This window comes from Pseudoalteromonas sp. QJM3NY_12 (assembly GCF_056173165.1).
On record NZ_CM149661.1, the window covers coordinates 2,402,640 to 2,424,102 of the forward strand.

At 39.2% G+C, this 21,463-nt stretch carries 21 protein-coding genes; 10 read left to right on the forward strand and 11 right to left on the reverse strand.

Going from position 1 to position 21,463, the window contains the following annotated elements; translation table 11 throughout:
* Window positions 1-27: 27 nt before the first annotated feature.
* Window positions 28-1,383 (forward strand): sodium-dependent transporter, encoded by a 1,356-nt coding sequence (locus tag AC0VZ5_RS11255; RefSeq protein ID WP_475472877.1) that lies wholly within the window; start codon window positions 28-30, stop codon window positions 1,381-1,383.
* A 49-nt stretch (window positions 1,384-1,432) separates the two neighbouring features.
* On the opposite strand, the gene AC0VZ5_RS11260 is transcribed toward AC0VZ5_RS11255, so the two are convergent.
* Window positions 1,433-1,876 carry a GNAT family N-acetyltransferase gene (locus AC0VZ5_RS11260; RefSeq protein WP_475472878.1) on the reverse strand — a complete coding sequence of 148 codons (444 nt, stop codon included), beginning with the start codon at window positions 1,874-1,876 and terminating at the stop codon, window positions 1,433-1,435.
* A gap of 51 nt (window positions 1,877-1,927) precedes the next feature.
* Window positions 1,928-2,671 carry a sporulation protein gene (locus tag AC0VZ5_RS11265; protein ID WP_010387990.1) on the reverse strand — a complete coding sequence of 248 codons (744 nt, stop codon included), beginning with the start codon at window positions 2,669-2,671 and terminating at the stop codon, window positions 1,928-1,930.
* A gap of 310 nt (window positions 2,672-2,981) precedes the next feature.
* Here AC0VZ5_RS11265 and AC0VZ5_RS11270 point away from each other — a divergent pair, with 310 nt between their 5' ends.
* Together AC0VZ5_RS11270 and AC0VZ5_RS11275 are read left to right on the forward strand one after the other, a co-directional pair.
* Window positions 2,982-4,553, forward strand: coding sequence for a cation:proton antiporter family protein (locus AC0VZ5_RS11270; protein WP_010387989.1), 1,572 nt, complete (start codon window positions 2,982-2,984; stop codon window positions 4,551-4,553).
* Between the two features lie 285 nt (window positions 4,554-4,838).
* Window positions 4,839-5,060, forward strand: a complete 222-nt coding sequence (locus AC0VZ5_RS11275) for a DUF3820 family protein (RefSeq protein ID WP_010387988.1) — start codon at window positions 4,839-4,841, stop codon at window positions 5,058-5,060.
* A 107-nt stretch (window positions 5,061-5,167) separates the two neighbouring features.
* Here the strand turns inward: AC0VZ5_RS11275 and AC0VZ5_RS11280 are convergent, their stop codons facing one another.
* The 6 genes from AC0VZ5_RS11280 to ilvY all read right to left on the reverse strand — a co-directional run bounded on the left by AC0VZ5_RS11280 (window position 5,168) and on the right by ilvY (window position 10,509).
* Entirely contained in the window at window positions 5,168-6,403 is a 1,236-nt protein-coding gene (locus AC0VZ5_RS11280; RefSeq protein ID WP_138605357.1) for an ATP-binding protein, read from the reverse strand.
* Between the two features lie 26 nt (window positions 6,404-6,429).
* Window positions 6,430-7,122 (reverse strand): response regulator, encoded by a 693-nt coding sequence (locus AC0VZ5_RS11285; RefSeq protein WP_138605355.1) that lies wholly within the window; start codon window positions 7,120-7,122, stop codon window positions 6,430-6,432.
* Between the two features lie 14 nt (window positions 7,123-7,136).
* Window positions 7,137-7,502, reverse strand: a complete 366-nt coding sequence (locus AC0VZ5_RS11290; protein ID WP_138605353.1) for a DUF3019 domain-containing protein — start codon at window positions 7,500-7,502, stop codon at window positions 7,137-7,139.
* 13 nt (window positions 7,503-7,515) lie between these two features.
* A complete protein-coding gene (locus AC0VZ5_RS11295) occupies window positions 7,516-8,355 on the reverse strand; it encodes a MipA/OmpV family protein (protein ID WP_475472882.1) in 840 nt (279 codons plus the stop codon).
* Between the two features lie 111 nt (window positions 8,356-8,466).
* On the reverse strand, window positions 8,467-9,513 hold the full coding sequence (locus tag AC0VZ5_RS11300) for a GGDEF domain-containing protein (protein WP_138605350.1): 1,047 nt from the start codon (window positions 9,511-9,513) through the stop codon (window positions 8,467-8,469).
* A gap of 90 nt (window positions 9,514-9,603) precedes the next feature.
* The gene (gene ilvY / locus AC0VZ5_RS11305) at window positions 9,604-10,509 is read right to left on the reverse strand and encodes an HTH-type transcriptional activator IlvY (RefSeq protein ID WP_178956394.1); all 906 of its coding nucleotides are present in this window, start codon (window positions 10,507-10,509) and stop codon (window positions 9,604-9,606) included.
* A 138-nt stretch (window positions 10,510-10,647) separates the two neighbouring features.
* On the opposite strand from ilvY, the gene ilvC reads away from it, so the two are divergent.
* From ilvC to AC0VZ5_RS11325, 4 genes are all read left to right on the forward strand, one after another.
* The gene (ilvC, locus tag AC0VZ5_RS11310; RefSeq protein WP_198523526.1) at window positions 10,648-12,120 is read left to right on the forward strand and encodes a ketol-acid reductoisomerase; all 1,473 of its coding nucleotides are present in this window, start codon (window positions 10,648-10,650) and stop codon (window positions 12,118-12,120) included.
* A 161-nt stretch (window positions 12,121-12,281) separates the two neighbouring features.
* Window positions 12,282-14,201, forward strand: a complete 1,920-nt coding sequence (locus AC0VZ5_RS11315; RefSeq protein WP_475472885.1) for a methyl-accepting chemotaxis protein — start codon at window positions 12,282-12,284, stop codon at window positions 14,199-14,201.
* Window positions 14,202-14,279: 78 nt separating this feature from the next.
* Window positions 14,280-15,470: a tetratricopeptide repeat protein gene (locus AC0VZ5_RS11320; RefSeq protein WP_178956396.1), complete on the forward strand. Its 1,191-nt coding sequence runs from the start codon at window positions 14,280-14,282 to the stop codon at window positions 15,468-15,470.
* 73 nt (window positions 15,471-15,543) lie between these two features.
* On the forward strand, window positions 15,544-16,383 hold the full coding sequence (locus AC0VZ5_RS11325; RefSeq protein ID WP_475472887.1) for a M28 family peptidase: 840 nt from the start codon (window positions 15,544-15,546) through the stop codon (window positions 16,381-16,383).
* Here the strand turns inward: AC0VZ5_RS11325 and AC0VZ5_RS11330 are convergent.
* Entirely contained in the window at window positions 16,329-16,670 is a 342-nt protein-coding gene (locus tag AC0VZ5_RS11330) for a GIY-YIG nuclease family protein (RefSeq protein ID WP_138605340.1), read from the reverse strand. The genes AC0VZ5_RS11325 and AC0VZ5_RS11330 overlap by 55 nt on opposite strands.
* A 106-nt stretch (window positions 16,671-16,776) precedes the next feature.
* Between AC0VZ5_RS11330 and AC0VZ5_RS11335 the strand changes: the two genes are divergently transcribed.
* Window positions 16,777-17,136, forward strand: coding sequence for an outer membrane protein assembly factor BamE (locus AC0VZ5_RS11335; RefSeq protein WP_138605338.1), 360 nt, complete (start codon window positions 16,777-16,779; stop codon window positions 17,134-17,136).
* A 53-nt stretch (window positions 17,137-17,189) separates the two neighbouring features.
* On the opposite strand, the gene AC0VZ5_RS11340 is transcribed toward AC0VZ5_RS11335, so the two are convergent.
* Together AC0VZ5_RS11340 and AC0VZ5_RS11345 are read right to left on the reverse strand one after the other, a co-directional pair.
* Window positions 17,190-17,513: an RnfH family protein gene (locus AC0VZ5_RS11340; protein WP_008109106.1), complete on the reverse strand. Its 324-nt coding sequence runs from the start codon at window positions 17,511-17,513 to the stop codon at window positions 17,190-17,192.
* Window positions 17,510-17,950 (reverse strand): type II toxin-antitoxin system RatA family toxin, encoded by a 441-nt coding sequence (locus AC0VZ5_RS11345; RefSeq protein WP_138605336.1) that lies wholly within the window; start codon window positions 17,948-17,950, stop codon window positions 17,510-17,512. The genes AC0VZ5_RS11340 and AC0VZ5_RS11345 overlap by 4 nt, the downstream gene beginning before the upstream one ends.
* Window positions 17,951-18,097: 147 nt before the next feature.
* On the opposite strand from AC0VZ5_RS11345, the gene smpB reads away from it, so the two are divergent.
* Together smpB and AC0VZ5_RS11355 are read left to right on the forward strand one after the other, a co-directional pair.
* Window positions 18,098-18,577, forward strand: coding sequence for an SsrA-binding protein SmpB (gene smpB, locus AC0VZ5_RS11350; protein ID WP_008109102.1), 480 nt, complete (start codon window positions 18,098-18,100; stop codon window positions 18,575-18,577).
* A gap of 291 nt (window positions 18,578-18,868) precedes the next feature.
* The gene (locus tag AC0VZ5_RS11355) at window positions 18,869-21,463 is read left to right on the forward strand and encodes a TonB-dependent receptor (protein ID WP_475472892.1); all 2,595 of its coding nucleotides are present in this window, start codon (window positions 18,869-18,871) and stop codon (window positions 21,461-21,463) included.

Genomic DNA, 21,463 nt, shown 5'->3' on the forward strand with positions numbered 1-21,463 from the left:
GTCGAAAAAATAGAGAAGCAAAATAATATGAGTGCAGTAAGAGGTGAGTTTAGCTCCCGCTTTGGTTTTATAATGGCTGCGGCAGGATCTGCTGTTGGGCTTGGTAATATTTGGGGTTTCCCGACACAAACAGCAAGTAATGGCGGGGCTGCCTTTTTAGTCGCGTACTTAGTACTGGCCTTCTTTTTAGCCTATCCTGCTTTAATGGCAGAGCTGATGATAGGTCGTCATGGACAAGCTAATGCGGTTTCTTCACTAACTAAATTAACCACTAAACCTTGGCAAAAGCAGTTTGCCTTTGCTGTTGGCTTTGGCGGGATTTTATGTGCTGGCTTTATACTAAGCTTTTATGCGATTGTTGCTGGTTGGATGTTAAGTGCAACTTTAGAGCCGGTTACTACTCTCATAGGCGCAGATGCGGCATCTTCGTGGTTAAGTGAACAGTCACTTACACGTAACATTCTTTTTACTGTGGTATTTATTATTTTAACCGTTGCTATTATCAGCCGCGGTGTTGAAAATGGTATTGAAAAATGGTCAAAACGTTTAATGCCTGCTTTGCTCGGTATTTTGTTTGCCTTAATTGCCTATGTAATGACTCAAGAAGGCGCTGTTGAGGGATTAAAAGCTTACCTAGTCCCTGACTTTTCTTCTATTTTTGATCCCACCTTATTAGTCAGTGCACTAGGACAGGCCTTCTTTTCATTGTCACTGGGTACCAGTGTAATGATTATCTATGGCTCATATATCAGTAAAAAAGAAAATCTCGTCTCTTTGGGGGCTTATGTTACGCTTATTGATGTATTCATCGCATTTGTAGCAGGCTTACTGATTATCCCCGCGATGTATGTTGCACAAGCCCAAGGTGTTGAAATATTCTCGTCAACAACAGGTAAACTGCTTTCAGAAGACACCTTAGTATTTCAGGTTTTACCCGCCTTATTTGATGGCATGGGTGGTGTGGGTTTATTTGTTGGCTTTGCTTTTTTTGCATTAATGAGTATTGCCGCTCTAACCTCGTCAATTTCAATGCTTGAAGCGCCGGTATCGTACACTGTAGAGCGCTTTGCAATGAAGCGTGTTCAAGCAACATGGTTAATAGGTGCTTTAATTGCCATGGTTAGTATTACCATAGTGTGCAACTTAGGCACGTTATTTGGTTTAGTGATCACCTTAACAACTAAAGTCGCGCAACCTTTATTAGGACTTATGTGTTGTATTTTTGTAGGGTGGATCTGGTATAGGTCATCACTGCTCAAAGCAATCCAGCAAGGTAACCCTGAAGTACATAACACCTTATTTTGGAAAATATGGCCTTGGTATACTAAGTTTGTATGCCCTATCGCCATTAGCTTAGTATTTTTACATTCTTTACTTAGCTAATAAAACAAAAAAAGCCCACTAATGTGGGCCTTTATTTATTAAGAATTATCTACTGCTTTAAAATCATATCTTGATGGGGTATGCCATCTTCTAAGTACTCCTCCCCAACACACTCAAAACCAAATGAGCGATAAAAATTTAGTAGGTAGGTTTGTGCGCCTATATAAATATCACGAGTAGGCCAATGAGTTCTACAACAGGCAATAGCCTGGCTAACTAATTCTTTGCCTAAACCAGAGCTGCGCTGTGATTGAGCAACTAAAACGCGCCCTATCGCACTATAATGTGCATCTTTTTCATAACAACGAGCATAGGCATTTACTGTTTGCCTATTGAGTGAATACAAGTGGCGAGTAGCATCTGCAATATCCACATCATCAAGTTCGGGGTAAGGACACACTTGTTCTACAACAAATACGTCAACACGTTCACGCATTATTGCAAACAGGGTCTGGGAGTCGAGCGCAGAGAATGGCTCACATTTAAACGCCATTTAAACACCTTTTATTATTACAGGGCCTTACTAAAAGGCCCCATAATCTTATTAAGCAAATAATCGCTCTAACTGATCACATAACTGAGATAAGTTAACATGATCATGCTCGATAGTTAAATCGACATAACCGTCACTTCTAAATGCTCTGTCTAACTCAATCAGTACATGCGTTTTATGCGCTTCAGGAATAAACGACAGTTCAATTTCCTTTATACCAAATAAGCTGCGACTATTTGGTTGATATTCAAGCTCTTGATAACACCCAGACACAGATTGAAAAGTAGAAGCACGTAAATGGCCTTGCTCTACATCTGCTTTAACTAAATTAAATCCTAGCTTCTCCATTGCTTGCATACAGGTTTTAACTGCTTCATTCGGATAGATGTGCAAATGGTCTTTATCTGTTGGATCAAGCGCAAGGTCAATATCAAGCCCTGTTTCTAACCACACATAAGACTGGTTATAACCGGCATTAATTTCAGTAATTGGTGTTTCTGAGTGCAAACGGGCTTCAAATGGGATAGTTTTAACTTCACCAGGCTCAACAGTACCAATGTCAGTTATGCGCCATTGATCAATAACATGATTAGTAAAGTAATCACCGTCTTCACTGGCTACTTTAACCCGAGTAACTAACATTAAATCTAAACCCGCAATTTCTTGACTTACATCACCTGCACTAATAACAATTTGTGCATTGAATAGTTGGCCAGGCTGAAGATGCTCGGTTTCTAAAATAGTATCCACCTTGGCGGCACCAATGCCTACCGATGCTAAAATCTTTTTAAACATATTTTCTCCTTAAGCTAAGCAATACACTTGTTTGCTTACACTTAAACTCCTTCGTTATGGCATCTTAACCACATTTAAAAGCGCTTGTCAGCGAAAAACTGCTATTTACATGCTGTTTACCATAAAACTAGCCATTTATGTGTGTTTTTTGTACTTTACAGCCGCTTTTATGCATACATAAAGGTGTTTTAGCAATCAGGTGATAAATACTCACTATCAGCCAATTAGCAGTAGGAAATAAGTAGATAAATTGTCAATAAGCATTGTTTTTCGCTACACTACAATGCCAAGTGCAGTGATACTAATAACTATGGAACTAATTTATTTTGCTACCGCCTTCGTCTGCGGTTTTGGTATATATCAGCTAAAATTACCGCCGCTTATCGGCTTTCTTATGGCCGGATTTATTCTTAATTTAGCGGGTTACAAAAGCACGGAGCTACTCGAAACGATTGCCTCTTTAGGGGTCACACTGCTACTTTTTAGTATTGGACTCAAGCTAAAAATTGCTAACCTTATAAAACCTCAAGTATGGGCTCCTGCCACCATACACATCATTTTAAGTAGCGCATTGTTTAGTGGCTTCATGTTGTTGCTTGGTGTATTTGCACTGCCGTTATTTGTTGATTTAAGCTGGCAAAGTGCGTTGTTAGTTGGCTTTGCTCTGAGCTTTTCCAGTACGGTGTTTGCTGTAAAAGTGCTTGAAGAACGCGGGGAAATGGCAAGTTTACATGGTAAAATAGCTATTGGTATTTTGGTTATGCAAGATATATTTGCAGTCATATTTTTAGCGGTCAGTACAGGTAAAGTACCGAACATTTGGGCCTTAGGGTTAATTGTTGCACTACCTTTGTTTCGCCCAATTATGTACTGGGTTTTAAACCGCTCTAAACACGGTGAGTTGCTGCCGCTATTTGGCTTTTTCTTTGCGTTGGTAGCTGGGTACAATGCCTTTGAATTCGCAGGATTAAAAGGTGATTTAGGCGCATTGATCATTGGCATGATGTTCGCCCCTCACAAAAAAGCAGGTGAGCTGTCTAAATCGCTGCTTAGCCTTAAAGATATATTACTGGTTGGCTTTTTCTTAAGTATTGGTTTAAGCGCAGAACTTACTGCCCACTCTTTAGTCGTTGCTTTAATTTTAGTATTGGTTATTCCTGTTAAAACGCTGCTTTATTACATACTAACTAACTTATTTAAACTGCGTGCTCGTACTTCTTTACTCACCGCATTTAGTTTGGCTAACTTTAGTGAGTTTGGCTTAATTGTTTGTGCAGTTGCTGCATCTAGCGGCATGGTTACCTCTGAATGGCTCGCGGTTATCGCGATTGCCGTATCAATTACATTTGTGATTGCCTCCCCTTTAAATAAACGCTCTAACGAGCTGTACGTTAAAATTGAACGCCTCTTATTGAAGTTTGAAAGCAAGACCCGTTTAGCAGAAGAGCTTCCTGTAAACTTAAATGATACGAAAATAGTGATCTTTGGTATGGGTAGAATTGGCACTGGTGCCTATGAAACAATAAACGCAACTCACCCTGATGTAGTTGCAGGTATTGATATTAAACCTGAGGTGGTCGATAAACATATTAAACGTGGACGCAGAGTATTAATTGCCGATGCCACCGACCCTGATTTTTGGCAGCGCGTTAATCACTCTCATGTGGAAATGGTTATGTTAACTATGCCTAAGCATATGCAAAATATTTTTGCTTTAGAGCAATTACAAGCATCAGGCTATAAAGGGCAAGTAACTGCGATTGCTAACTACCCCGATCAGCAAAAAGAATTAGAAGATATGGGAATAGATTCTACTTATAACTTTTATTTAGAGGCTGGTAGCGGTTTTGCGGAGCATGTAAAGCAAACCTTGTTTCCGTAATCGGGCTTAGATGCAAATAGATTGCATTTACATTCCTTTACATCTGAGTATTTTATTGGTGAAAAAATCAGGTAAAATGTCTGTGTTGGTTGAATAAAGCTAATACCTAAGTTTGTGTTTTATAAAAGACAAATAACGGACCCCTTGCTTTTAAGTGACCAATAAGATTCTCAAATTAGAGGGCCTACTCCCTCTATCAATAGGCTGTTACTTGCCCGTTACAGCCTATTTTATTTCCTTAAAATCCCTTACACTTACCCCCATTATTTATAAAAGATGTCAGTAATGGATCCTCAACAACTAAAAGTAGCGATTAACACCATTATGCCATTTGGCAAGTATGCGGGACGCCCTTTACTTTTGCTGCCTGAGCCATATTTAGTGTGGTTTAAACAACAAGGCTTTCCTGATAGCAAGCTTGGCTCTCAGCTCGCAATGATGTACGAAGTGAAGCTTAATGGCTTAGAGCAAATGCTGATGCCATTACTAGAAAAAAATAGTAAATAAAATAGAACTTTTCTATAAATGGTCTGTCTATCTATTTGCTACTTGTTGATTTTTTGGTTTTAAACCGCAAAAAAGCGCCTTTATGGCGCTTTTTTATTGTTTGGGATTTAGTTGTCGAGGGTGATAATAAACTTAACCCCACCCAGTGGTGAGTCTTCAATCTTACACTGCCCTTTATGCCAGCTAATAATTTTATTTACAATTGCTAGCCCTAATCCAAACCCACCGGTTTTTTTATCACGGCTTTTATCTAAACGGGTAAAAGGTTTAAACACTTTCTCACGTTCAGCATCCGCAATACCTGGGCCATCATCTTCAATAACCAGAAATAACTTTTCGGCGTTGGCAGTTAAACTAATATGCACAGTTTGCGTAGCATGTTTTAGTGCGTTACTAATTAAATTTTGTAGCACTCGCGACATAAAATGACTATCACATACGTAAATGAATTGACTCGGTAGCGTTGTTGTTAATTTAATAGGGGTATCAAAACTTACTTTTTCGATATTGGCTTTAATTAATGCAACGATATCACAAGGAGCCAATTGTAAGCTTGGTTGCTGTGTATCTAAACGAGCGTATTCCAACATTTCTGATACCAAGGATTCCAGCTCATGAATATCCATTTGCATATCAGATAAATAGTGCTGTGCTTTGATGTCCTGAGTTTTATCCTCTAACATCGCGATTGCAAACTTCAAACGCGCTAATGGTGTTCTAAACTCATGTGACACTGATGAGGTCAGTTCCTGTTGAGCACTCAATAAAAACTCAATCCGCTGCTGCATTACTTGCAACGTATCAGTGATGGGTAAAAAAAATGATTTAGAGCGGTCGCTTAATTGAAAATCTTGCGCGCCTCCGACGGCTTCACAGGCTTGGCTGAGCTTAGCAAAGTCTCGCCATAACAATAAGCTCCATAACCCTATCGGTAAGCTAATAATAAATAGCACCAATAAATAAGGTATTACGGTCCCAGTGTTTTTAGCTTTGACACCTACAGGACCTACTTGTAACAACTGAGAATTATTTAAAGTAACATACCAAACAATACGTTGCTGCTTATCATACAAGTAAAGGTAATTATTTTGAGCTAATTGTAATTGCTGCTCAGGAGGGAGAACTAAATCTTGCTGAGAGATAACTTGACTATCAAAATTATGCTTTAGCTGTTCAAGACCATCTGCCGTTTGAGAGAGCAGCCATAATGACTGCCCAAATTCATCATCTAACAAAACATGTTGCTCAGATTCATCATACGGCCAAAGCTGCTCTATAACACCACTGGCAATAAACAAAGAGGCAATAATATACACGTAAAGGCTTATAAATAGCTTCCCCATTAACCTAGCCTAATACCTTGCATTAATTACATGTCCCACGCATCTGATACAAATAAATAGCCTTGCCCCCACACCGTTTTAATACGGTATGGCTTATCACTATTATCACCAAGCTTCTTACGAATTCGAGATACACGTACATCAACGGTTCTATCGAGCCCGTCGTACTCACGTCCAATCATATGTTGGTGCACATGTTCTCGGCTGAGTACTTCTCCTGCATTTGAAGCTAATAACCACAGTAATTCAAACTCATGTGAGGTCAATACGATTTCTACACCGCTTAACTTTACAATACGACTGGTTTTATCTATTGATAAATCACCAAACTTAAGCTCCTCAATGGCTCTTACGCTAGGCTGTCCACGTCGCAATAATGCACTAATTCGAGCCAACAACACGCGCGGCTCCGCAGGTTTAATAACGTAATCGTCAGCCCCGAGCTCTAGGCCAATAACTTGGTCAAAATCTTCGCCCTTTGCAGTAAGCATTAAAATAGGTAAGGTGTATTTGTCGCGCACTTGGCGGCACACGCTAAAGCCATCTTTTCCTGGCAGCATCACATCTAGAATGATTAAATCAACATCGTTTTCACTCAGGTAAGGAAACACTTCGTCTCCGCGATCTAATACGTCAACTTCTAAGCCATTATGCTCAAGATAGTCTTTGGTTAATTGTTGCAACCCTAGGTCATCTTCAACAAGTAATATCTTTGGCATTTATTGCTCCTAAATTAAAAAAAGCTCCAAGGTGAGCGTAGCCGATGTTTCTTCTTCGCGTATGCAGTTTGCACTTCTACTTGCACACTCGCTAATGATACACCTGTAAGGGGATTAATCAGGGAGTATATGGTCTCCACCTGAACACGCGCTTTATAACTAAGTTGCCCTTTTTTTACCCCTTGCCAACATTTCAATTGAGTATCTTGCTGGTATAAACACACATCGATTGGCTCAGGCAATTGCCACTTAAATTTTAACTCAAGATCACAGAACTCTTGTTGTTCGGAAACCACACAGACTTTGGGTGATACGTTAAGTGAAGGGGCTTTTGCAACACTTGGGTTGCTAAAAAATGAAGCTGCAAACACAACCAACATAAAACACTTCATATTAAAATGTATGTTCGAATCCTATAAAGGCGGTCATTGAATAGTCATGTTCAAATAGCGGGCTACTATCCATTGCTGAATAGTCATAATATGCTAAATGAAAACGAAGTGCGTTGGCTTTACCTACCGGCCAACGGGCGTCGATTTTAGCATAAGGTTGCCAGCTACTACCAACTTCTATTTTACCATATGAAAATTCTGCGCTGTTTAAGCCATAAAAGTAATTATTTAGTTTGGCTGATTTGTAGTTAACGCCTAACGTCGATTTAAGTTCTAACAACTTAAGATCAAAATGGTATTGCCATTGTAATGATCCTCTGTAGCTATTATAAACACTATTTACATCATGCAATAATTGCGCAGAAAATACCTGTTGTTGTTTTACAAAAACATAACTGACGCCAGCATCCAGTACTACTCGTCTTTTTTGAATATTATTAATATTAATCTGGCGCGGAGATTCAACATCTTGTGATTCTAATATTTCGTTATTAGACATTGTTGTGAGCGGGAATATATTTTGCGGGTGCCAATCAATAAAAAACCGTGATTCTGGGTTAATCTCAGACACAAAGCTAATGTTATGCGTATCACTTTGTATAAAAGAGTAGCCTAAACGACCGTTATCAAAAAACCAATTTTGGCCATAATAAGCCACTTGTGGGACAACCACTAAAGGAATATTGTCTGCTCCATATAAAGGATTACTGATCACCCCTACCCCTAAGCTGACACTCATTTTAAGTTCATCAGTAGTGATATTTTGCTGCGTCTGAGCAATCGCATTAGCGCTAAACAACACCAATAAAATGCATATTTTTATTCTCAGATGTAACGCCATGGAGTTATTCACTAGTTTATAAAGTGGCTTTGACCCTATAGTAGCAAGTAGTATAAGTACAAGCTCTAGAAGGTTACAATCATTAACAAATTTGATACAAACGGAACACGTTTACAAATTGGCGGCTATTTCAACTCGATTTCGACCATGAGTTTTAGCTAAATAAAGTGCTCTATCGGCCTTTTCTACTAACAAACAGCTCTTACTAAAGGGCTCCATTAAAGCAATACCAAAACTTGCTGAGATATTACGTTTATTATTGCTATCTTCTTTTTTACGAATGGTTAATTTAGCAATACTCAAACGCAACTGATTACAAAATGTCATCGCATCATTAATGCTATCAAAGTAACCCGTAATACAAAATTCTTCACCACCGTAACGATAAGCATTATATTGTTCTTGCACACTATTTTGCACTTTTTGGGCAACAAGCTTGAGAACCTCATCACCTTTTTGATGGCCAAAATCATCATTAAAACGCTTGAAGTGATCAATATCTAACATTATTAACACGGCTATCTTAGCTTGCTCATCTTGTGAAGATGCATGAAGGCAAAACTCAACTATATCGGTATCAAATTTACCGCGATTTAATAACCCCGTTAGCGAATCTTTATCAACCGCTTCTTGAGTCATAGTGAGGGCTTCTTTTAAATCTTTAATCTCATTATATGCTTGCGCTAATTTAGTTTGGAAGCCGCGAGCATAATCTTGCATTGCAATTGATTCGTCTGTTAAACGCTCTACACAAGAGAGAATTTCATTAAATGAGTTTATACTAGAGAGTGTTTTTAACTCATTTTGTGAGTCAACTAACGAGGTGGTAAAACTTTTTGAATATTGAATAGAATCACTCAAATCAAACTGTACTTGCTCTACCGTATTATGAAATCTTTCAGACATTTGTTGGAAAAACGCTAACTCTTCATCATTTATATATTTATCGAATATTTCCTGTGCACTTTGAGCAGAACAAGTATTGTGCTGACCGATAACTCTATCAAGCTCTAAATTTAGTTGTGGATTATCGCCCTGTACATAGCAATACCAAATTGCATAATTAATCGGCGTTACCGCCATTTTGTACTTCACCATAAGCGGAATGGCTTTTTTTAAACACTGGGCAGAATGAGCAAGTGAGGCAGTATTATCCATAATCGAAACTCTCAGACATCACAACAAAGATGTTAATAAACACATAAGTATTAGCGGTTTATATTAACAGTTTTTTATCATTCAACAAGCCTATATTATGTTTTCCCCCATATTTTGAGCAATATTCCACAGCGCACTAATCGCAGGATCATTTAATTCTTTGTGTAATACCGCCAAGCCAATTTTAAACCCTTGTGGGGGCTCATCTTTACTATCCAAAATCTGAACTTTATCGTTTAAAGGGCTATTATCGAGAACAATTTTTGGGATCATGGCCACACCTAAGCCCAAACTCACCATAGATACCATAGCCTCATGCCCAGCGACTTGTGCATAGATTTTTCCTTGCACGTTACTTTTTCGCCACCACTGCTCTAACCTTTGTCGTGAAAACCCTTGTTCAGCAACAATAAATTCAAGCTCTGACCAATCAATAGTCTCGCTGTTATTAGCTAGTTTTTCTGTGATCGGACATTGAATAGTGGGCGCAATTAATACCAGTGGCGAATAACCAATATCTACAAATGCAATTTGTGCAGGTAATTTACTGGGCCTAGCTGCAATAGCCATGGATTCGTGACCGTCTAATACACGATTTATTGCCAGAGCAGGGTCGCCCGTATTTAAGGTGATTTCAATATGCTGATGCTGAGCCCTGAGCTGCTCCAAAATATGATGCAAAAAACTATAAGATGCAGTAACAGAGCAATAAAGGCTCACATTGCCATAAATATGTTGTTGCGGTTCGTTTAAATTGGCCTTAAAACGCTGCCAATTACTGAGCGTTGCACTAGCATACTCCTTAAATGCAACGCCTTCGCGAGTAAGTTTGACACTGCGATTATCTCGCTGGAACAGCATCACCCCTACTTCATCTTCTAACTGCTTAATATTACGACTTAAAGTAGGCGCACTTATGTGGCACAACTCACTGGCACGAGAAAAATGAAGCGTTTTTGCCAACGCCAAAAAGTAATGTAAATGCTTATGATCCATAACAACACCAGTATTTCAAATTATGAAATACTTTAATTCAAATATATCATTTTACGCAAGAAGATATTTTTCATATGGTTATTCCAAGCAAAGCAAATGCAATGCATCTAACAAATTGAATTAATAGGAACCTTAATCATGGCAAATTATTTTAATAGCTTACCTTTACGTGAACAATTGGCGCAACTGGCACAATGTGAGTTTATGGGGGCAGACGAATTTAACGATGGTGTTGCTGCACTCAAAGGTAAAAAGTTAGTGATTGTAGGCTGTGGCGCACAGGGCTTAAATCAAGGCTTAAATTTACGTGATTCGGGTTTAAATGTAGCCTATACACTGCGTGAATCAGCGATTGCTGAGCGTCGTCAGTCATTCTTAAATGCATCGGAAAATGGTTTTAAAGTGGGAACATATGAAGAATTAATCCCAACAGCCGATGTAGTACTTAACTTAACACCTGATAAGCAACACACTGCGGTTGTTAATGCCATTATGCCATTAATGAAACACGGCTCAACGCTTGCTTACTCACATGGCTTTAATATTGTTGAAGAAGGCATGCAAGTTCGTGAAGACATTACCGTTATTATGGTTGCTCCAAAATGTCCGGGGTCAGAAGTACGTGAAGAGTATAAACGCGGCTTTGGTGTACCGACACTCATTGCGGTTCATCCAGAGAACGATCCTCAGGGTCATGGCTTGGCACAAGCAAAAGCCTATGCCGCAGGTACAGGTGGTCATCGTGCGGGAGTACTTAAATCATCGTTTATTGCTGAGGTTAAGTCTGACTTAATGGGTGAGCAAACCATTCTGTGCGGCATGCTACAAACTGGCTCTATTCTATGTTTTGATAAAATGATTGATAAAGGCGTTGATGCTGGTTATGCCTCAAAGCTAATTCAATATGGCTGGGAAGTGATCACAGAAGCACTTAAGTATGGCGGCGTTACCAATATGCTTGACCGTCTGTCAAACCCTGCCAAAGTAAAAGCGTTTGAATTAAGTGAGCAGCTAAAAGTAATCATGCGTCCACTGTATAACAAACATCAAGATGACATTATCGATGGCACATTTTCACGAGTAATGATGGAAGACTGGGCAAATGATGACGCTAACTTATTAAAGTGGCGTGCTGAAACTGCAGAAACTCATTTTGAAAAAACCCCAGCGAGTGATGTAGAAATTACTGAGCAAGAATTTTTTGATAACGGCATTTTAATGGTAGCCATGGTTAAAGCTGGCGTAGAGCTGGCATTTGAAACCATGACTGCAGCCGGTATTATTGAAGAATCTGCCTATTATGAGTCATTGCATGAAACGCCGTTAATTGCTAACACCATTGCACGTAAAAAGCTGTTTGAAATGAATCGTACTATTTCCGATACGGCAGAGTATGGCTGTTACTTATACAACCATGCATGTTTGCCACTACTACAAGAGTTTATGCAAGATATTGATACCGATGTTATTGGCAGAGGCTTAAATGAGCAAAGTAACCAAGTAGATAATCAAACATTGATTCAAATAAATACCGCACTGCGTGAACACCCTGTTGAAAAAGTGGGTGCTAAATTACGCGGTTATATGTCGGCAATGAAAAAAATAGTGTAACTCTATAACCCTAGAACTTTCAATTGTTAGAAGCTAAGCCCATTTGCTTTTTGCTGTGGGCTTTTTTTATTTAAATGTAAATTATTCATCAATAGCCGAAAATAAATAATGTGCTAGAATAATCGCCTCATTGCCTCAGTTGTAAATATATAAGCACTACCATGACGATACAAAATCTCTCTATTACTCAAAAAATAACAGCGCTTGGAAGCATTATTGCTATTTGTGTTGCTGTATTAATTGGTTTGACGTCTTTGCATAACTCAAAGAATATTATTGAGCAACGCATGATCGAATCAGAACTGCCAAGTAAGCTGCAAACAATCAGTAATCATATTGGTGGGGAGATCAATGAACTTTTAGGCGCAGCACAGCAGCTTTCTGCCAATACCTTTATTTTAGATTGGGCAAACTCTGGCAACACCAACGATGCGTTGTTACTAAAAGAACTCAATCGTTTGGTTGAGCAATATGACCTTGCCACCGCTTCGTGGGCTAATAAAAACACCGCGCAATATTGGAACCAAGATGGCTTTTTACGTGTTTTAAAAAATGATGCTGCAGATGGTTGGTTTTTTGCTTTTACTCAATCTAAACAACCTTATTCAATCAGTATTTATCAGGAATCTGCAAACGATGTAAAAATGTTTGTTAATCATCAGCAGCTTAATGGATTCGGCTTAGCGGGATTAGCAAAAAGCATTACTGATATGCAAAAACTGCTACAGCAGTTTAAAATTGAACAGTCAGGGTTTGTATTTATTGCCGATAAAAATGGCTTAATTCAGCTACATAAAGATGCAGCTAAAGTCGCTAAGGTTAATATAGATAGTATTTACAGTGCTAATATTCATCACAAATTACTTGATGAAAACGGTTTTGCTTTAGAAGAAGTAAATATTAACGGACAAGCCACGCTGATTGCTGCCACACCAATTAAAAACACCGACTTATTTGTGTTAGCTCAAGTACCAAAAAGTGAAGTATTCGCAAGTGTAAACACCCTAGAGTGGCAAATATTCACATTCACTATCATGACAGCACTTATCGCAAGTGTGATCAGTTACTTGTTAGCTCGCTCTTTAGCCTCACCGTTATCAAAAATGGCAGAGTTGTTTTCTCGTTTAGGTCGAGGTGATGCTAATTTAGCGTATCGTCTACCCACATCACCTCAACCTGAACTCAATAATTTGACGTCGGGCTTTAATCAGTTTATTGAAAAGATAGAAACCGCCATTGTGCAAGTAGCTGATGAAAGCCATGGTATTCGTCAAAGCTCTGATCATGTCTTTGCACAAGCAAAACAAAACTCGTTAGCGCTGGATAAACAAAAAGAGCAAACTATTTCGGTTGCTGCAGCGATTAATGAAATGGGCGCTACCGTGCAAGAAATAGCACAAAGTGCAGCGAATGCAGCTAAGTTAACTAACGATAGCCGCGATAATACCAAACAAAGCCATCAACAAGTACTACAAAGCCAAACGACAATATCAGCTCTTGCCAGCGATATTGATGGTATTACCGAGCAAGTTGCACTGCTTTCTAAAAAGACCATAGATATTGCCAGTATTGTAGATTCAATTAGAGGGATTTCAGAGCAGACCAACTTACTTGCACTTAATGCAGCCATTGAATCTGCACGTGCAGGTGAGCATGGTCGTGGTTTTGCAGTCGTTGCAGATGAAGTAAGAGCTCTGGCGAATCGTACGTCGCAATCAACCACTGAAATTCAATCAATGATTGAAGAGCTTACTCAAATTTCAGATGATGTTGTAAATGATATCAGCCAATCGAAAGGTAAAGCCCAACAAAGCGTCAGCGCAATGCAAAGCTCGGTTGAGTTGCTTGATACGATTACTGAAACAGCGAATGAAATTAACGACATGGCAACTCTAATTGCCACAGCCACCGAGCAGCAAAGTAGCGTTGTAAATGATGTCGGTCGAAGTATTGAGCAAATTAGTGAGATCAGTGATAAATCAATGAGTGAACAAATCAATACCGAACAAGCAATTCGCGATTTAGCCACCAGTGCACAAACACTTGATGCGCTAGTAGCCACGTTTAATCAGCAGCGTTAAACAGTTTGTTACATTAAAAAATAACCTCTGTATGAAATAACCACTATACTTGAGTGTGTTTTTTGTACAGAGGTGTGTATGAGTACTGTTCAAGCTAAACATTATTTACTGGCTGCTTGTTTGCTGAGTTTAAGTGCGTGTAGCACTACAGATAACGCCAATTTAAGCACGCCCCCCCCTATTATTACTCCCCCAATGCAACTTAAACAGCAGCTTGTAGAGTCTGAACAGCAAATATTTCAACTCGATCAGAGCCTTAAACAACAATTAAGTGCTTACGTACAAACAAATAAATCGGCTGATGAAATTGCCTATAGTCTACTCAGTTTTTTACTCTCAAATGGTGATAACTCACTATCTTATCAATCAACTGGCACACAAACGGCGTCTCAAAGCTATCAAAATTTAAATGCTAACTGTCTTTCCCTCTCTATTTTAGCGTATAGCTTAGCCGAACATTTAGGCCTGAAGGCTCGCTTTCAGAAAGTACATATTCCTGAGTACTGGGCGTTAAATCGAGGGTTTAATTTACTCACTGGGCACATAAACATTGCTATAGACAATAAGACTAAATTCAAAGACAGCTCACTTGTTTATCAGCGTAATAAGCGTTTAATCATTGATTTTGATCCTAATAGCCGACAAGCTCGTTTTGCAACTTCATCGCTGTCAAAAAAACGAGTGACCGCCATGTTTTATAACAACAAAGGCGGCGAGGCACTGATTAATAGGCAGTTTGATTTAGCTTATAGTTATTTTAAAGCAGCTATCAATACCGACTCTTCATTTAGTGCCAGCTGGGGGAATTTAGGAGTACTCTTTAAACAATTAGATGACCTCCAACAAGCTGAGAAAATGTATCATTTTGCCATTGCCTTAAACGCCAATGATAATACTGCGCAAGGTAATTTAGCATTATTATATAAACTCACAGATAGAGTAGCCGAAGGCGAAAAGCTATTGGCAAAACTTGACAAAAAGCGCCAAACTAACCCTTATTATCATATATCGCTTGGTAACAGTGACTATGTAAGTGGTGACTATACAAATGCGATTAGTCATTATAAAAAAGCTAACGCTATGTCACCAACATTACATGAAAGTCACTTTGGGTTGGCGCGCAGTTACTTTAAATTAAGTAATATAACTAAAGCGGAGTTTCATCTACGTAAAGCTAGAAAAAAAGCAGACTTCATTCATCACAAACAGCGCTATGACAATAAGCTCATTGCATTAAAATCACTTACTGCGAAGGCGAATCATTATTAAATTATTTAACTTAACCTGCATCGTTTTTTTTATAAGTTGGAACGGCCTTTGTAAACAGATTGAGCCGCAATTATTGACTGATTTAACTATACTAACCAGCCCAAAATTAGCTGGTAGAAAAACGAATAGCCATGCAGCATTACTCACTAGGGAGTATTTAAAAACACGCTTCAAAGGGCATCAACTCACAGTAAGTGAACAACCTTTTACTTATTCCTCAGGGCTGTTTTCTAACGCACAAGGCGTTAATATTATTGCCACTAATACTGTAAAAGATTTACCTGTTATTGTTATTACTGCGCATTATGATCATTTAGGTCTACAAGCAGGAAAATTACACCCAGGTGCTAACGATAATGCCTCGGGTGTTGCTGCATTACTTTATTTATCGAATGCGCTAACGGTTTCTTCTTCATATCGCTTTATGTTTGTTGCAACAGACGCTGAAGAAAATGGTTTACACGGCAGTGAGCACTTTGCCAAAACAATGCGCCAACTCCCAATTGTTTTAAATATTAACTTAGATATGTTGGCAGTTAAAAAGTCACATAAGCGGTTATACGCACTAACAAGTCGCGCATTAAAAAGCCAGCTTAACCCTTTACTTACTCAGATTAACGGTGACAAGATCAAATTAAAGCCTGTTTATTCATCACGAAAAATGAGCCGACTCACCAACACTAAACAAATCGACTGGCACAGAGCCAGCGACCATTATTCATTCGCTAAACAAAAAATCCCGTATGTGTACTTTTCTATGGGGGCAGATAACTTCCATCATAGTACTAAAGATACGCTCGAAAATATAAATACTCCCCTCTATCAAGAAGCCGTATTGCTAATTGAGGCATTTATTAATCAGCTTTTGACAAGCCCTGTGGTATTAAGGCCCCCTTTAAAAGCAGCAACATAAGCCTCTTTTTTTGCTCGTGGAAGTTTTTTAATCGCATACTCTAATTTGCTCGCGTCGCTTTTAGTACCTACTTGTTGTTGATGAATGAGTACCAGCGGCCCTTTACCTTTGAGGTTTTTTGCCCCTTTACCTGCTTGATGAGTAGCGATACGTCGGGCTACATCAACCGTAATGCCGGTATACCAATGACCAAACCGTGTTTGCACAATATAAAGTGACCAAGTCGCCGGTTTATTTTTACTATTGCTCAACTCATTGTTTAAACTTTTTTGATTACTAATGGTCAAAACCTCGCCCTAACACGCTAAACAAAAACAATTACTCAAAAGGGTTTTACCTTGAGTAACTAATCGGTATCATGCAGATTATAAAAAATAAGGATCACAACTAACAATGCAGTCGTTAAAAACTTTGTCTCTTTGGCTTATCGTCGCTTTAACGCTTAGTTCAGCCGCAGGTTGTTCTAGCTGGGTATACAGAATCAACATCCCTCAGGGTAACTTTTTAGAACAATCAGACGTTGATAAGCTTCGCGTTAATATGACTCGCGAACAAGTACTATACGTACTAGGCAGACCCATTGCCGAAGACGCCTTCGATAAAAATACTTGGCGTTATGTATACAGCTTTAATAAAGGACGTGCTAATGAACAATATAAATCATTAGTATTAAACTTTGAAAATGAGAAGCTAGTTACGGTATCGGGCGACTATGAGCAACCAGAAAACTTTACAACACCTTTAGAGCAATAAGAAGCTATTAAAGTGTTGTAAAAAAAGGTGAGCATGGCTCACCTTTTTTGTGTCTAACGATCTAACGGCCGGCCACCAGTGACTTTATTAGCACGGCCCTCTTCTTTGGCTTTTTCAGCACGTTTTCTGCGAGCATCTTTAGGATCGGCAATTAATGGGCGGTAAATTTCAATTCTGTCGCCATCTTTAAGCTCATGATTAAGCTTTACCGTTCTGTTCCATACGCCTAAAGTTAAATCGGTTGCATCAATCTCAGGGCACTTTTTAATAATCCCTGACTGTATTACTGCTTGCTCAGCCGTTGTACCTTGCAGCACCTCTATATTTAACGTGGTTGCCTTAGTGGGTAACGCGAACACAACTTCAATATTTATCATGCACGTTCTCCGTACACGGTTTTTGCACGTTGAGTAAATGCACTCACCATGTTTTTAGCCACATCATTAAAAATTTTACCAAACGCTAGCTCTATTAGCTTACTTGAAAACTCGAACTCTAACTGTAAATTAACCTTACACGCCTGCGCATCTAATTGCTGAAAGTGCCAGCGACCTTGTAGGGTTTTAAAAGGGCCATCAACCAAGCGAAGCATCACTGTTTGCTCATCAATTAGCGTATTTTCAGTGGTAAACCATTTTTTTATACCGGCTTTGGATATTTCTAAACTAGCGGTCATGTTATTATCATGCTGCTTAATAATTTTTGAGTCTGAACAATTAGGTAAAAACTGTGAATAGGCTTCTACATCATTGACTAGATCAAACATCTCTTTAGTGCTGTACATAACCAGCGCGCTTTTTTCTATTTGTGGCATACTCACTCCCAACTGTGTGCAGGAATTTTAGCAAGCTTTGTGCGTTTCCCCAAACTTTCATCGCGCTTAAATTAATCCTTCGCTTTTGCATGTATAATTTAAAAAATCGATGTAAAACATCTTGTATAACGTATATTATAGGGCACTATGGCTAAGAAAAATTCATCAAAATCGACAAGTAATACCATCGCGCTAAACAAAAAAGCGCGACACGAGTATTTTTTACACGACAAGTTTGAAGCAGGTGTTGAACTCCAAGGCTGGGAAGTAAAAAGTATCCGAGCAGGTAAGGTAAATATCTCTGAAACTTACATTCATCTTAAAAACGGTGAAGCATTTTTATTAGGTAGTACCATTCAGCCTTTAAATAGTGCATCAACACATGTTATTTGTGACCCGCTACGTTACCGTAAATTACTACTAAGCAGGCGTGAACTTGACCGCTTAGTTGGTGCAACTGAACGTGATGGTTATTCATTAGTTGCCACCGCTATGTATTGGAAAAAATGCTGGGTGAAGCTTGAATTCCATTTAGCTAAAGGTAAGAAAATGCATGACAAACGTGAAGATGGTAAAAATAAAGATTGGTCCCGTGAAAAAGAACGTTTAATGAAACACAAAGTTTAAATAAAGACGCCTAACATCATGTTAGGCGTTTTTTTTGATTAAATTTTTAAGAAAATACAAATTATTACAAATTAAAGTCGCTCAGTGATTTATTTTTTAATAATGAGCAAAGCACTCTCCCGCACCAGATAGCGAGTATCCCATTGTTTTTCATTATTGAGAAAATCAGTATATATTCGTGCCGATAATAAAATCAGCTTTGCAGTCAATTGATAACAGTTAAGTTACATGGTATTAATAATTCGGCTTGAAAAAACAAATAAATTATAACATATCAACAAGGACTTAAGGATGAAGCAATCAATTGCATTTACACCGAGCTTAATCATCGGTGCTACTATCGCATTGTCAGCAGGTTTTAGTACAACAACTTACGCTGCACAGCAGACTGCAGAAAAAGTAGAACGTATTCAAGTAACAGGCTCTCGTATCAAACGTTCCGATATCGAAGGCCCATCGCCAGTACAATCCATTAATAAAGAAGACATCGAAAACATGGGTTATGACAACCTACAACAGCTTCTTGAAAGAATGCCTGTTGCAGGTAATGGTACTTTTTCAACCCGTGGCAATAACCAAGACTCAACCGCTAATGGTTCAGCCGCCGTCAGCCTTCGTGGTTTAGGGGCTGATGCTACGTTGGTACTTATTAATGGTCGTCGTGTTGCTATAAGCGCATTTGCTGAAGGGATCACCAACTCATTTGTTGACATAAACAGCATTCCTGTTTCAGCAATTGAACGTATTGATATTTTAAAAGATGGCGCATCAGCAATCTATGGCTCTGATGCTGTAGCAGGTGTTGTAAACGTTATCTTGAAAAAAGACATCGACGGGATTGAAGTTAATTTAGGTTACGGCGGCACAGATGGCCCTAACTATGAAGAAACCACGGCTAGCATTGTTTGGGGTACAACGAGTGCAAAAAGTAGTGCGTCCGTTATTATTGATTACTTTAAAAACACGTCTTTATCATCAGACGAAATGGGCCGTTTAGGTACTGCTAATCAATCTCCTTATGGCGGCCAAGACTTTCGTTCATCACGTGGCTTCCCGGGCTACTTTTACGTAGATGGCGTTAAAACAATCGATCCTTCGTGTCCTGCTGAAAATGCAACATCAAGTGGTAGTTGCTTATTTGACTATGGTCCATTCGGCTATATTGCCCCTGCATCAGAACGTGTAGGCGCAATTTCACAATTTGAATACCGCTTCGACAATGGCATCACCGGCTTTTTAGAAATGGCTGTACAGCATAACAGCTCAGTTGCAGCTGGCGCACCAACGCCACTTGATGAAGATGCGGGTTTAACCGTACCAGGGAATCATCCAAATAACCCATTTGGTCAAGATATAGAAATTGGTCGTTACAGAACAGTGGATGCAGGCGCGCGTCAATGGGATATCGAATCAGACACATTACGTTTTGTTGCTGGTTTAAAAGGTGAAATTAACGACTGGAGCTGGGAAACAGCGGTACAAAAAGGGCGTAGCAAGTCATTACAAACAGGGAATCGTTCACAAGGTTGGGTTCGCACCGACTTTTTACAACAAGAGATTGACGCAGGTAACTACAACCCATTTGGCGGCACTTACAACGATCCGGCTGTTGTTGACAGAATCACAACGAGCTTGGTTCGCCAAGGTGAGTCTCATATGACGTCGTTCGATGCTAACATTTCAGGTGAAGCATTTAACTTTGGTGATGATGTTGTCATGATGGCGGCCGGTATTGAATACCGCGAAGAAGACGTAACTGATACGCCAGATGATCAATTTCAACGTGGGTTAATCTTTGGTACCGAGTCAGTTTCAGCTGCCGCAGAGCGCGACCAATACGCTGCCTATGTAGAGTTTTCAATTCCACTTGCGGAAAACTTAGAGCTACAACTTGCGGGCCGTTATGATGATTACAGTGACTTTGGCACTACGACAAACCCTAAAGTCGCTTTACGCTGGGCACCTAGTGATGAAATCACGGTTCGCGGTTCTTGGGCGCAAGGCTTTAGAGCACCTTCACTTGCACAAGTAGGTTTAGGGCCATCTCAAGAGAGTCAGTTCTTTATTGATAATTACCGCTGTGATGCAACAGGTAAAGATTGTGACCCGCTAGATTACAACATTGAATTTGCCGGTAACCCAGATTTAGAAGCTGAAGAATCTGAATCTTGGAATGTCGGCTTCATTTGGGCACCCACAACTGACTTTGGTTTAAGTATTGATGTGTGGAGTATCACCCAAGATAATAAAATTGATGAGCAAGAGTTTGGTCCAATTTACAACTCAGAGTGTAATAACCAAAATAGTACGGTATGTGTACGCTTACCACCATCAGGTACTGACAGCCTAGGAACTATTCAAAAGATATTCAGTACTTTTGAAAATGTATCATCACAAGAAGTTTCTGGCGTTGATATTTCAGCAAACTACAATCATTCACTGGATGAGTTAGGCTTACTAAAATTCAATTTAGAATGGGCTTACCAAGATAAATTTGAAAAAGACGGCCGCGATTACACTGGTGAATATGGCTACCCAGAGCACCGTTGGATTTTCTCAACAAACTGGGAAATTGGCCAATTCAACACGAATATGAACATTAGTTATGTGGGTGAGTTTGAAGATACGCCAGATATCGATTTCGATGGCAACTTAGACTTCGATAGTAATACATCGCGCACTGTTGATTCTCAAGTATTGGTTGATTTACAAACATCATACCGTATTACTGAGTCTGCAAAAGTATCGCTAGGTGTAAATAACTTATTTGATGAAGAGCCACCATTTGCAATTGGTGACGGTGATTCAGATCTGTATGGTTACGCATCGGGTGTACACAACCCTCGAGGTCGTTACATTTACACTAAAGTGAGCTTTTCGTTTTAA